This is a genomic window from Stenotrophomonas mexicanensis (assembly GCF_032911605.1).
Classification (GTDB): Bacteria; Pseudomonadota; Gammaproteobacteria; order Xanthomonadales; family Xanthomonadaceae; genus Stenotrophomonas; species Stenotrophomonas maltophilia_A.
In genome coordinates, this window is sequence record NZ_JAWJTG010000001.1 from 67,383 (window position 1) to 80,073 (window position 12,691).

Annotated in this window: 13 protein-coding genes; 2 read left to right on the forward strand and 11 right to left on the reverse strand. The window is 66.2% G+C overall.

Translation table 11 applies throughout. From position 1 onward, the window contains the following. Positions 1 to 163 precede the first annotated feature (163 nt). Both R1L06_RS00335 and R1L06_RS00340 read left to right on the forward strand, forming a co-directional pair. Positions 164 to 436 carry a hypothetical protein gene (locus R1L06_RS00335; protein WP_005409616.1) on the forward strand — a complete coding sequence of 91 codons (273 nt, stop codon included), beginning with the start codon at positions 164 to 166 and terminating at the stop codon, positions 434 to 436. Between the two features lie 110 nt (positions 437 to 546). Next, the gene (locus R1L06_RS00340; RefSeq protein WP_164079840.1) at positions 547 to 1,302 is read left to right on the forward strand and encodes a SapC family protein; all 756 of its coding nucleotides are present in this window, start codon (positions 547 to 549) and stop codon (positions 1,300 to 1,302) included. On the opposite strand, the gene R1L06_RS00345 is transcribed toward R1L06_RS00340, so the two are convergent. From R1L06_RS00345 to R1L06_RS00395, 11 genes are all read right to left on the reverse strand, one after another. Beyond that, positions 1,303 to 3,627, reverse strand: a complete 2,325-nt coding sequence (locus tag R1L06_RS00345) for an ATP-binding protein (protein WP_317216570.1) — start codon at positions 3,625 to 3,627, stop codon at positions 1,303 to 1,305. Next, positions 3,624 to 4,370, reverse strand: coding sequence for a LuxR C-terminal-related transcriptional regulator (locus R1L06_RS00350; RefSeq protein ID WP_317216571.1), 747 nt, complete (start codon positions 4,368 to 4,370; stop codon positions 3,624 to 3,626). The genes R1L06_RS00345 and R1L06_RS00350 overlap by 4 nt, the downstream gene beginning before the upstream one ends. A 150-nt stretch (positions 4,371 to 4,520) precedes the next feature. Next, a complete protein-coding gene (locus tag R1L06_RS00355; protein WP_125894019.1) occupies positions 4,521 to 5,054 on the reverse strand; it encodes a lipocalin family protein in 534 nt (177 codons plus the stop codon). Between the two features lie 8 nt (positions 5,055 to 5,062). After that, on the reverse strand, positions 5,063 to 6,136 hold the full coding sequence (locus R1L06_RS00360; RefSeq protein WP_317216572.1) for an SAM-dependent methyltransferase: 1,074 nt from the start codon (positions 6,134 to 6,136) through the stop codon (positions 5,063 to 5,065). Then, a complete protein-coding gene (locus R1L06_RS00365) occupies positions 6,133 to 6,918 on the reverse strand; it encodes a DUF1295 domain-containing protein (protein ID WP_317216573.1) in 786 nt (261 codons plus the stop codon). The genes R1L06_RS00360 and R1L06_RS00365 overlap by 4 nt, the downstream gene beginning before the upstream one ends. After that, the gene (locus R1L06_RS00370; protein WP_317216574.1) at positions 6,915 to 7,466 is read right to left on the reverse strand and encodes a DUF2878 domain-containing protein; all 552 of its coding nucleotides are present in this window, start codon (positions 7,464 to 7,466) and stop codon (positions 6,915 to 6,917) included. Before R1L06_RS00370 ends, R1L06_RS00365 begins: the two co-directional genes overlap by 4 nt. A gap of 1 nt (position 7,467) precedes the next feature. Next, positions 7,468 to 8,727 carry a class I SAM-dependent methyltransferase gene (locus tag R1L06_RS00375; RefSeq protein ID WP_317216575.1) on the reverse strand — a complete coding sequence of 420 codons (1,260 nt, stop codon included), beginning with the start codon at positions 8,725 to 8,727 and terminating at the stop codon, positions 7,468 to 7,470. Beyond that, a complete protein-coding gene (locus R1L06_RS00380) occupies positions 8,724 to 9,491 on the reverse strand; it encodes a DUF1365 domain-containing protein (protein ID WP_317216576.1) in 768 nt (255 codons plus the stop codon). The genes R1L06_RS00375 and R1L06_RS00380 overlap by 4 nt, the downstream gene beginning before the upstream one ends. Continuing rightward, complete coding sequence (locus R1L06_RS00385) at positions 9,488 to 10,765, reverse strand: NAD(P)/FAD-dependent oxidoreductase (protein ID WP_317216577.1); 1,278 nt, start codon at positions 10,763 to 10,765, stop codon at positions 9,488 to 9,490. Before R1L06_RS00385 ends, R1L06_RS00380 begins: the two co-directional genes overlap by 4 nt. 1 nt (position 10,766) lies before the next feature. After that, positions 10,767 to 11,717: an acyl-CoA desaturase gene (locus R1L06_RS00390; RefSeq protein WP_317216578.1), complete on the reverse strand. Its 951-nt coding sequence runs from the start codon at positions 11,715 to 11,717 to the stop codon at positions 10,767 to 10,769. An 82-nt stretch (positions 11,718 to 11,799) separates the two neighbouring features. Continuing rightward, a complete protein-coding gene (locus R1L06_RS00395; RefSeq protein WP_317216579.1) occupies positions 11,800 to 12,567 on the reverse strand; it encodes a hypothetical protein in 768 nt (255 codons plus the stop codon). Positions 12,568 to 12,691 lie beyond the last annotated feature (124 nt).

Below are 12,691 nucleotides of genomic sequence, written 5' to 3' on the forward strand. Positions count from 1 at the left end.
GTTGCAGGCCCTGCAGTAGATCCACGCCATGCGTGGATGAATTCGCATCGACACCGGGATAATGCACTGCATTGCAACAAAACTGCAGAAAAAGCTGGATTAAAGTGATGCCTCACGATAAATTGCGCACCCCCCGTTGCTCGCCGCCGCCCGCACCCCTCTCATGCGTGATGACAAAGACCCCGGAACCCTGGAGCTGACCCTGCCGCGAAAGCGCGGTCGTCCGCCCAAGTTCGGGTACGCAATGAGTGACGCGCAGCGCGCAGCGCGCTATCGCGCGCGCCGGGCCGGGCAGGCCAACCATGCCGATGTGCGCTCCTGCTCGGACATGGTGCTGCTGGACAAGATCCGCGCGGCGGTGAGCGCGCGCGACACCGAGCTGGCCGGGTTCCTGGTCCACGTCCTCTGGCAGCGCTACCCCCTGCAGTTGAAATAGGCCGTCGGTGGGGTGGCCGTTGTCATCGAGCTTGTTGATAATGCGGGATTCAGGTTGTTCCCGCTGGCGCGCCCGGGATGGCAGGCGCGCATGATCGAACGGTTCCCAAGATGACGACCACCAGCGACACCACCACCGAAGCGGCGCCGAGCAGCGCCCCCCTGTTCTACACCCGTCCGGTGCCGCTGCAGGCCGATGTGCATGCCGATCTGCGCATCCTGCCGGGCAGGCTCGAGTTTGCCGCCGGCAACAACGCCATTCCGCTGGTGCTGGGCGAGTTCTCGCTGGCCCTGCATCACTTCCCGATCCTGTTTGCCGGCCCGACCGCCGTGCCGATGGCTGCCGTGGGCGTGTCCGACCAGAACCTGTTCATCAAGGACGGCCTGTGGGAAGACGAGGCCTATATCCCGGCCTACCTGCGTCGCCACCCCTTCATCTTCATCGACACCGGTGCAGACAACGACTTCCTGCTGGGCATCGACGAAGAGAGCGCGCGCGTGGTCAAGGGCGGTGACGAAGGCCAGCCGCTGTTCGTTGATGGCAAGGCCACCGACATGGTGCAGCAGGCGTTGGAGTTCTGCGGCCAGTACACCCGCGAGCACGAACAGACCCAGGCCTTCTCCAAGGCGCTGATCGACAACGGCCTGCTGGTCGAGCGCAACGCCACCGTCCGCACTCCGGATGGCCGCGAGTTCAATCTCAACGGCTTCCTGGTGGTGGACGTCGAGAAGTTCGTGGCGCTGCCGGAAACGACCGTGGTCGAGTGGCACCGCAGCGGCTGGCTGGCGCTGATCCACCAGCACCTGATGTCGCTGGGTCGCTTCAATGACCTTACCCGTCGCCAGGTCGAGCGCCTGGCGGCCTGATCAGGTCGATGGTGCGGCTTCCGCCTTGCGGGAGCCGTGCCACTGCTGCAATCCCCGCAGCAGCCGCCGCGCCTCGATCCAGTCAGGCGCGGCCTCATGCCCCAGTTCCCACAGGTCGGCCGCTGTGCCGGCCTGATCCGTTGCCCGGCACATCTGCAGCGTTCCCTGCAGCCGGTGTGCATGATGGCGCAGTGTCGAGGCATCGGCGTCCTGCACGGCCTGTTCAATCCTGGCCAGCTCATGGGCAATGTCCGCAGCGTAATCCGGCGCGGCGCCAGGGGTGCCATCGGGCGCAGTGCCGTGCGCCGAGGCCGGCAGGTCCAGCGCCTGCAGCAGGCTCGCAACCTGCAGCGGTTTGATCAGGATTGCGTCGAAGCCGGCCCCTCGGCAGCGTGCCGCGTGCCGGCGCCCCATGCGGGCGGACAGGGCAATCACTCGCAGAGGTGCCTGTGCCTGCGCGCGCAGCTGCTGCGCCAGTGCATAGCCATCCGAGCCGCGAAGCCCGATATCCAGTACGACCGTGCCGCGCGGTCGTAGCGCATGCTCGGCCAATGCGGCGTCGGCATCGGCAACCGCGCGTACGTCGGCGCCCAGCCGACGCAGTTGCTCTGCGACGACATGCCGGCTGAGTGGGTGATCTTCGACCAGGAGCAGGTCGATGCCCGTCAGTGGCGTCTGCTGCAGCGGCTCGATGGGCGGCTGATCGCCGTGAACGGCGCGGACCGGCAATCGCAGGGTGAAGCGGCTGCCGCGCCCATGCACGCTGTGTGCGGTCAGGTTGCCGCCCATGGCAACGGCCAGTTCGTGCGCAATCGTCAGGCCCAGCCCGCTGCCGCCACGTCTCTGGCCATCCTCGTTCTGCTGGAATGGTCGGAACAGAAGCGCCAGTTGAGCGGGTGCGATGCCGATGCCGCTGTCGATCACATCCAGCAACAGCTCCCGGGGAGACAGGGCGGGTTGTAGTTGCAGGCGCACCTCGATACCGCCGACATCGGTGAATTTCAGTGCATTGCCCAGCAGGTTGTCGACAATCTGGCGCAGTCCATCAGCATCGAGCACAACCACCGGCGCTGGATCGGGCGCGCGATCCAACTGGAGTGACAGCCCTCTCTGCAGTGCCTCCGGCCGGATTGCTTCCAGTGCACGGGCACAGAGTTGGCCGACGTCGCAGGGCGTGGGATGCGGCCTGAAGCTGCCGCTGGCAAGGCGCGAGAACGCCAGCGAGCGATCGAGCAGCCTGCGCAGCGAGTGGCCGGCGGCAAGGGCTGCCGCGAGCAGTTCGCGCTGCCCCTTGGGCAGGTGTGACTGGCTCAGCAGGTCGATCGAAGCCAGTACTGTCTGCGCGGAATTGCGCACTTCATGGCTGATCATCCCCGCCGCGCGCCCGAGGCGTTGTTCCGCGCGGCCGATTCGCCAGCGTAACGCCTGCCAGAGCACGGGCAGGCCGATGAGTGCCGCGGCCAGGCACAGCAGCCAGAGCTGGAGCGGGGGGCGCACCCGGACCAGTGCGCTCTCGATGGATGTGGGCAGCATCTGCTGCGCCCACAACTCCAGCAGGCCTGCGTGCTCTTCGAGGGTGATGGCGCGCAGCGCCTGATCGATGTGCGCCAGCAGCTGCTGGTCCTCCCGGCGGACAAGCAGGTGCAGATCGGTAGAGAATCCGCTGTCGAACGGGTGCAATTGCAGGTTTCCCGTGAAATGCTGCCGGATCATCGAGTGCAGCGTTGCTTCCAGGCCGATCGCAGCATCGGCGTTGCCGCCTTCAACAGCGGCCAGGGCCGCATGGCGGTCGGGGAGATGCAGGAGGCGGATCCGGGGGTGGTGGATCGTCAGCCAGTCGGCATAGGGACCGCCTTCAACTACAGCCAGCACCTGCGCTCTCACGCCGGTAATGTCACGGGGCGGGTGCTCGCCTTTACGCACAGCCAATACCGTCTTGCCGCCATGGAAGGCGCCGGAGGCCATCAGGTCGGGACAGGGAAGCGGGTGATGCGAAGGGCTGCCCATGACCAGCACCAGGTCGGCCTCGTGATGGCAGACGGCAGCGACCGCTGCGCTCGTGCTGGCGTAGGAGAGATCGCGGAAGCGCAGGCCGGAATGCCGAGCCACAAGCTTGGCATATCCATGGGCGAGGGTTGGCAGCGCGCTTGAATCCACCAGCGTAGGAGGGAGCGGGCGCAGTGAAGGCGCGGTGGCGACCCTCACTTCGCGGCCGGCGGACCATCTCTGCAGTTGTGCATCCTCGGCCGATGCAGCCGGCAGCAGGATCAGGGCCAGCAACAACGTGCACGACGTGCGCAGACGGAGGCGAACGCGCCGCCTCATTGGAGCTCCAGCTGCTGCCGCAGTGCATAGATCTCCACGTCATTGCGCAACCCGAGCTTGCGCAGGGCGGCGACCTTCTGGGTGCTGACCGTCTTGACGCTGCGGTGGCGGCGCAGCGCGATCTCCGAGACAGTCAGGCCGGCCAGGAGCAGGTCTAGCACTTCGCGTTCATTGCGGCTTAGTTCCTCGCGGCACGCCGGGAACAGGCAATCGGCAGGGAGGCGGCACAGCCCCTGCGAGATGCGCACGATGGCATCAGACAGCATCTCCAGGGGCTCGGACTTGCTGACTACGCCGGAGATGCCGCTCGCCAGCAGGTGGTCGATGCGGGTGGATGGCATCAGCGTGGCGAAGGCGAGCAGGGGAATATGTGGAAAGCACTCGCGCAGCAGGGGAATCAGCTCATCACTGCTGCGGTCGCCAGGCGCCAGGGTGAGATCGATGATGGCGACATCCACTGCCAACTGGCGCAGGCTGCCGATGAGCTCATCGCTGCGGGTGTGGCTGGCGACAATGCTGAAGCGGACGTCGCGGGACAGGTGCAGGGCGGTGCCGCGGCGGACGATTTCGTGATCGTCGAGGAGTGCCAGCCGCAGTCGGCGCGGTGCAGGATATCCATTCATGCGCAGGGAGGTGATCGGCGCCCGCAGGGCGTGGCGATCATTCTGGCGCCGCTGTCGCGTCGAGCATCGAACTTGTTGGAATTTTGCGATTATTCCTAAGAATCGATGCGTAAAGCCCATCAATTCATAGCCACCGATTGATGAGGTGGATCGTCAGTCCCCAATCACGCGCTTCGGGGTCTCGAAGCCGGTAGCCGGGCTCCATGTAGACATTGAGATTGATCAACCACTGATGCTTCAGGAAGATCCGCCCGAGGAGAAGGCTCCGCGTCATCGCACCGACTGCGGCACCCGCCTCAGCTTGTGGGTGTCGTAACCCATGGCTGCAATCCGCTCGACCGCCTGCTGGTAGTCACTGTCCGACACCTGCGGGGTGCGGGCCATGTACCAGACGTAATCGCGCTTGCTTCGTGCCACGATGGTCTGGTGGTAGCTTTCATCGAGCCAGGCGATCACGTACTCAGCCTGGATCGGCCAGATGAACTGCATGCCCCAGATCGCGCCGTTGCCTTCCTTCTCGACACGGCCGACGGGGTGCATCGACTTCTGTGGCGCGTCGAAGCTGCCTTTGCGGTAAGTGAAGGTGGTCTGGATGCGTCCATCGGGGCGCAGGGCATAGCTCTCCACGGCGTCGAAGGCCTCGCGCTCAGGGCGCGACGGGATATGCGCGATCACGTACCAGTCGCCCATGAAGCGCGGTACATCCACCGACGGCGGACGCGGCAACGGGCGGGTGTCGCTGGAGCTGCAGCCGGAACCGAACAGGCCGACCGCGATCAGGGGGAGCAGCGGAAACATGCGCATCGGGCACCTCAGCGGGGTCGGAACAGATAGTGGGCCACCAGCCACTGCTGGCCGTCGTCGTAGCCGAACAGCTCGGCGCATGCCATCCAGAACATCCGCCAGCGCTGCCACCAGACCTTCGCTGCAGCCTGGCCATAGGTGGCGATCAACACCGGCATTACCCGCTCGCGGGCTGCATCCTGGTTGGCCAGCCAGTGGTCGGCCGTGCGCTGGTAATGGGTGCCGTCCAGCAACCACCGTTGCTCCAGGCGCAGGTCGCGCTGGAAATGCAGCAGTGTGTCGGCCGCCGGCATCAGTCCGCCGGTAAAGAAGTGGCGACCCATCCAGTTGTCGCCGCCGTCTGTCTCGAACGGATACATCAGTGCGTGATGGGCGAAGATGTGCACGAACAGTGCACCGTCCGGTTTCAGCCACCGTGCGATGCCTGCCAGCAGGCGCTGGTAGTTGCGTACGTGCTCGAACATCTCCACCGAGATACAGCGGTCGAACCGGGCCGTCGGCAGGTCAAGCTGGTTGACGTCGCGGGTCATCACCTCGACGTTGCCCAGGCCGCGCGCCTGGCACTGCGCCATGATGTACTGGCGTTGGCTGTGCGAGTTGGAGACGGCGGTGATATGCGCCTGCGGGTAACGTTCGGCCATCCACAGGGTCAATGAGCCCCAGCCGCAGCCCAGCTCAAGTATCTGCTGGCCATCGGCCAGTCCGGCGCGCTGGCCGTACAGTTCCAGCATGGCGTCCTCGGCCTGGTCCAGCGTTTCGCGCCCGGTGGCGTAGTAGCAGCTGCTGTACTTCAGCCGCTTGCCCAGGCAGGCCTGGAAGAATGCCGCGGGAACTTCGTAGTGCTGGCGGTTGGCCGCTTCGGTATGCAGCGCGAGTGGGCTGTCGGCCAGCTCGGCGATGCGCTGGCTGAAGCGTGCCGATTGGCCTTCGATGCCGCCTTCGCTTTCCTCATGCAGGCGTTGCGCGCACAAGCGGCGGATGCCCGCACGCAGCGCCGCATCGGGCACCAGCCCACGTTCGGCCCAGGCGATCAGCCCGGTTTCCGCATCCTCGGCCGGATTCAGTGAAGGGATCGCGCTCATGCGGAATGCTCCTTGGAAGAACGGGGGAACCAGGGAAAGAACATCGATGTAGTGCGCTGGTAGGCGCGGTAGTCGTCGCCTCGGCTGCGCAGCGCTTGCTTTTCAGTGAAGGGAATGCCGCTGAGATAGCGCAGGAACACGTACATCAGCAGCGGGCCGGCCCAGGCCAGCCACCACAGTGGCGAGCCGACCGCGAGAAGGACGTAGCTGAACCAGTGCAGCCATTCGAAGAAGTAGTTGGGGTGGCGGGAGTAGCGCCACAGCCCATCGCGGCAGGTGCGGCCCTTGTTCGCTGGATTCGCGCGGAACCGGGCCAGTTGATGGTCGGCCAGGCTCTCGCCGCCGACGCTCAGCAGCCAGACGAGTGCGGCGGCCACGATCCACAACGTCGTGCTTGTCTGCGGATTGTCAGCCACCGCGACGAAGGGCAGGGCGAACAGCACGACCAGCAGAGCCTGGGCCATGAAGAAGCCGAAGATCTTGCCTTGATGCCCTTGCCAGTGCTCGCGCAGATAACGGTAGCGGCCGTCTTCCTGTTCGTGGCGGACCCGGTGCCACAGGTGCAAGGCGAGTCGACTGCCCCACAGGCCACCGAGCACGCCGAGCGCCATCCGTGGCGCCGCCGCACCATCGCCGAGCCACGCCAGCAACAGGGCTGATGCGCCCACGCCCTTGGCCCAGAGCACATCGACCACGCCGATGTTGTCGTGGCGGCGCTGCCAGGCCCAACCCCAGCTCATCACAAGTACGGCATACAGCAGGACCCACAACAGATTGATCATGACGGTGCTCCTGCCAAGGGCGGCGGGAGGGTGCGGGAGCCGCGACGAGCGGCCATGCACAGCAGCGAAAGCGCGATGCTCCAGCCCACACCCAGCACCAGCAGGCCCTGCCACAGCGGCGCAGTGAAACGGACCGCCTCGAAACCGCGCGCTGCGGAGAGATACGCCAGCGGGGCCAGCAACAGGCCGAACAGGGCTGGCAGGGCAGGGTGGCGCAGCAGGAAGCGCATCGAAGTGGTCAGCGTCATCGCAAACGCGGCCCACAACGCCATGATCCAAAGGGGCGGAGTCCAGCCCAGCGGGGCAGCAGCGTAGCGCACGGCGCCGCTGGCGGCGGCACTGGCGTCGACCAGCCACGCGCAGGCCAGCGCCAGCAGCATCAGCCGAAGGTCCAGTCGAGGGTGCGGTGAAGTCAGCAGCTGGCTGCCGATATAGATCGTTGCGGCCAGCAGCGCCGGCCACTGCCAGCCTCGCCCTGCGCCGGCGCCGGCCACGGCACACAGCCAGACCAGCTGGTTGCCAAGCAGATTGGTCCAGAACCGGCGCATGTCAGCGGCTGTCGCCCGCAGCAAGGACGGGCCGGTGGTCAGGACGGGCCAGCAGCAGATGCGAGACGCCGATCGAACGTTCCAGGAAGCCGCCCTCGCAATAGGCCAGATAGAACTCCCACAACCGGCAGAAGTGCGCATCAAAGCCCTGCGCCTGCACCGCAGGCAGCTGGGCCAGGAAGCGCTGGCGCCAGGCGCGCAGGGTCAGTGCGTAGGAGTGGCCGAAGTCCTGCTGGGCGATCAGCTGCAGGTCGCTGGATCGGGTCTTGGCGGCCATGATCGCGTTGATCGATGGGATGAAGCTGCCCGGAAATACATAGCGCTTGATGTAGTCGACGCTGCGCCGGGCCTGTTCGTAGCGATGGTCCTCGATGGTGATGGCCTGCAGCAGGGCAGCGCCATCCGGCTTGAGCAGGCGTTGCAGTGTAGCCATGTAGGTGTCCAGGTACTCGGCGCCGATCGCTTCGATCATCTCGATCGAGACCAGCTTGTCGAACTGGCCCTGCAGGTCGCGGTAGTCCTGCATCAGCAGCGTGACCTGATCCTGCAGGCCCGCCGCCTCTACGCGCTGGGCGGCCAGCGCATGCTGTTCCGCGGAGATGGTGGTGGTGGTCACATGGCAGCCATAGTGCTGGGCGGCGTGTACCGCGAAACCGCCCCAGCCCGTGCCGATCTCCACCACGCGGTCGCCTGGCTTGAGTTGCAGCTGCTGGCAGATGCGGTCCAGCTTGCGCCGCGAAGCAGATTCCAATGACTCGGATTCGCTGTCGAACATCGCCGACGAGTACATCAGGTCCGGCGACAGGAACAGGGCAAAGAAGTCGTTGCCCAGGTCATAGTGCGCGGCGATATTGCGGCGGCTGCCTTCACGGCTGTTGCGGCGCAGGCGGTTCCAGACCCGCAGCATCCCCCCACCCAAGCGGGCCGGGCCACGCTCCATGCCGTCGAGCAGATCGCGATTGCGCACCAGCAGCCGGATCAGTGCCACCAGATCATCGCAGTGCCACTCGCCCTGGATGTAGCTTTCACCTGCGCCCACGCTGCCTTGCGCAGCAACCTTGCGATAGAACGCCGGGTTATCGATGGTGACGGTGACATGCAGTTCACCACGGGCGTCGCCCAGCCAGACCTCGCCGAGTGCATCGCGCACGCACAGCCGACCGTCGCGCATCGGGGCCAGCTGGGCCAGCAGGCGGCGGCGCAGGAACGCGTCCAAGGCGCCGGGCCGCGGCAGGGCAACCCAGGGAGTCATCGAGTTCATCGCGGTTTCTCGGTAAGAGTGGGGTGGTCGTGCACCGGGTTGCGTTTCAACCACAGCCGCAGTGCGTGCCAGTGAATGGCGGCCACCACCTGGGTGGTCATCAGGGGATAGCAGGCCAGAACCCGGGCCAGCCCGCGGCCATCCAAGGCACGCCGCTGCATGGCCTGGGTGGCATCAAACTGGCGCACGCCGTCCCGCCAGACCTGCATGTGCACGCGCAGGTCCTGGTCGGGGCGGTTGAACCGCCAGTCGTAGCCGCAGTCCATCGGCATGAACGGCGAGACATGGAAGCACTTGTCGAACTGCCAACGCAGTGAGCTGCCTTCGTGCGTGGCGGTGGCGACCGGCAGCACATAGGCGTGCCGTTCCTTCCAGGGCGTGTTGGTGATCTCGGCGACAATGCAGTCCAGCGTGCTGCCGTCGGCCTGGTAGCAGTAGTAGAAACTGACCGGGTTGAACACGTGCCCGGCAAAGCGGAGATGGGTGAGCAGGCGCACCGGGCCGGTCGGGCGGTAGCCAAGAGTGTGGGCAGAGTGATCGCGGATGGCATCGGCCAGTGGCCGTGCGGGATCGCCGAAGTAGTCGCTGCGGCGGAACTCGGCCAGGTTGCGGCGATTGACCGACCACAACCAGCGCCCGTCGAACACCGTATCGAGTTCGTCCAGATCGAGCAGCAGCTGGGCGATGGGGTAACGGAAGGCATGCGGGTGCGGATGATGCCGGCGATGCATCACCTGCCCGATGTAGAGCGCGCTGGCACTCATGCCGCCACCTCATCCGCGGCGGATGCCAGCCGATGTGGAGCGCAGGCCTGCAGGGCATCGACCACGCGGCGGGCGCTGCGGATGCCATCCTCATGGAAGCCCCAGCCCCAATAGGCGCCTGCGAACCACGTATGGCGACGGCCCTGCAGTTCCGCCCAGCGCTGTTGCGCGCGCACTGCGGCATGGTCGTGCACCGGGTGGGCGTAGCGCAGCGTACGCAGTACTTTGGCCGGATCGATTGCCTCGCTGCGGTTGAGGGTAACCACCAGGGGCGTATCGCCGGGCAGGCCCTGCAGCAGGTTCATGCAATAGCTGACCGTGCAGGGCGCGGCGCGATCCTCTGGCACGTGCGCGTTCCATGCCGCCCACGCCTTGCGGTTGCGCGGCAGCAACGAGGCATCGGTATGCAGTACGGCCTCGTTGGATTGATAGCGGATGGCGCCGAGGACCTCACGCTCGATGGCATCGGCGTCGCACAGCAACGCCAGCGCCTGGTCGCTGTGGCAGGCCAGGATCACTTCGTCGAAGGCCTCCGCGCCGGCCGCGCTGTGCACGCGTGCACCCCAGGGCATGCGTTCGACCATCCTGACCGGGCATTGCAGCCGCTCATGCACCCGCCAGCGGCGGCGCAGCGTATCCACGTAGCGCGCCGATCCCCCGCTGACCACCCGCCAGCTCGGGCGCCCGGTCATCTGCAGCATCTGGTGGTTGGCCATGAACTGGGCCAGATAGCGCGCCGGGAAGTCCTGCACGGTGGCGGTCGGTGAGGACCACAGTGCCGAGGCCATTGGCAGCAGGTGTTCGTCGATGAAGGCCTCGCCATAGCGCTGGCTGCGCAGGTACTCGCCGAGCGTGGGGCCCTCTTCCTCGGCCAGCAGCAACTGTGCATCCCGATAGAACCGGCGCAGGTCGGCCAGCATGCCCCAGAATCGAGGTGACACCAGATTGCGGCGCTGGCAGAACAGGCCATCCAGCGAGGTGGCGTTGTACTCCACGCCGCTGCGCTCGCTGTGCATCGAGAAGCTCATCGTGGTCGGCTGCGAAGCCACACCCAGCTCGTCGAAGAGCGCGGTCAGCAGCGGATAGTGCTGGGGATTGAACACGATGAACCCGGTATCCACCGCCATGCGCACGCCATCCACATGCACGTCGTGCGTGTGGGTATGGCCACCGAGGTAGTCGTTGGCCTCGAACAGCGTGACGTCGTGCTGGCCATCGAGCCACCAGGCACTGGACAGCCCCGAGATACCCGAGCCGATGACGGCGATGCGCATGTCAGTACCTCGCCTTGGCCAGGACCCACTCGGGGATGGGCTTGAGACCTTTGACCAGGCCCAGGGCCGCCATCGCGCGCAGTCCGTACCAGGTCAAATCCACTTCCCACCAGCGGAAGCCCTGGCGGACAGTGCCGGGGAAGAAGTGATGGTTGTTGTGCCAGCCTTCGCCGAAGGTGAGCAGCGCCAGCCAGAGGTTGTTGCGGCTGTCATCGCGTGTGTCGAAACGGCGGCGGCCGAATCGATGCGCCAGCGAATTGATGGTGACGGTGGCATGGAACAGCACCACGGTGGAAATGAAGAAGCCCCACACCAGCAACTGCGGGCCCGTGGTGTGCAGCACTGGCGCCCATCGCTCCAGCGCGGCACCCAGTGCGTACAGTGCTGCGGCCAGCAGTACCGGCACTGCCGTATCGAAGCGGTCCAGCCAGCGCAGCTCGGGGAAGCGCGCCAGGTCCGGTACCCGTGACAGATCGGTGGCGAACGCCTCGCGGGTCAGGAACCAACCCATGTGGCTGCGCCAGAAGCCGCCCTCGCGTGGCGAGTGCGGATCCAGCGGCTGGTCGGCATGCCGATGGTGGTGGCGATGATGGGCGGCCCACCAGAGCGGCCCACGCTGCACGCTGGAGGCGCCGATGACAGCGAACACGAACTGCACCGTTCGCGATGCATGGAAGGTCCGGTGCGAGAAATAGCGGTGATAGAACGCCGTGATGGCGAACATGCGCACCGCATAGAGCGCTGCGGCGACGATCACCGCTGTCCATGAGATTCCGACCCAGAGCACAGAGATGCAGGCCAGGTGCATCAGTGCAAATGGCACGGCGCGCAACCAGTCGATGCGGCCGGGCTGTTCGTCGGTGGTCTCTGCGACGTTGCCGGTGTCGATCCAGCGCTGCAGCGTACGCAGCAGGCGCGAGCGTCGACGGGGGAGGGGCGCTACAGAGGCCATTGGGGGATCTCGGGGGGTGTCGTGTCTACCTGTACGCAGCAGCGCGTGCAATGGATGCGCTGCGACTCGAAGAATCTCGACTTCACCTGGGCGTCACGGCGCAGCGGTCGACCAGAGGATGCGTCCAGGCCTGCTGCCATTCCGCGGCAGTTTGCTCGGCAGCTGGCGAGCTGAAGCGCACCGTCACCTGCGGGTAGCTGCCGCGGGCATCGCGCAGGTTGCTGGTGCCTCGGAACTCCAGCAGGCGGCGGTCGGCGCTGGCATAGACCAGTGACAGACGCGGGGCGATGCCGCCGTACCAGGTGTCCAGACTGACGTCGATCGACTGGCCATCAATACCCTGCCAACGTACCGGACCGATGCGCCGCACCTGCACCGGGAAGTAGCGCTGCCGCCCCGGCACCAGAAAGGGCAGACTGATGCGTTCGCCGCGCAGCAGCGCCGGCCAGTGCAGGCGCACCGCGGCGTCGAACCCTGCATCGATCACCGCGTCCGGCGGCAGTTCAAGCCGGCGCTGATGCGGCTGGCTGGCGGCATCTTCCTTCCAGGCAATCGACACCGAGTCGCCAGTGGCGTCGACTTCGGCGGTCTGGCCGCTGCGGCGGTCCTGCAGCGAATAGCTCCGTGCCTGCGGGCGGGCGCTGGCGGGCAGATGCTTGCGGGCGAAGGGCTGGCCATCCGGGCACTGGTACAGCACCCAGCGTTCGGCACCCTCCGTTGCCTCGCGCCGCCAGTGCACTTCACGGTAGAGGATGTCGCCCTGCGCGGAGGTGGCCACACCCTCACTTCGCAGCCAGGGTGCCGCCAGCGCGGCATGGGGCAGGCACAGCAGCAGCCAGGCAGTGCGCATGGTGTTCATCCGGAAGGGTAGGTCTCTCAGGTCATACGGCGGGGGCGCCCGGTTGGATGCGCAGTGCCGACTGCATCCAATGGCTGCCCCTGCACGTACAGAGGACAGACCTTCACCCGCCCGC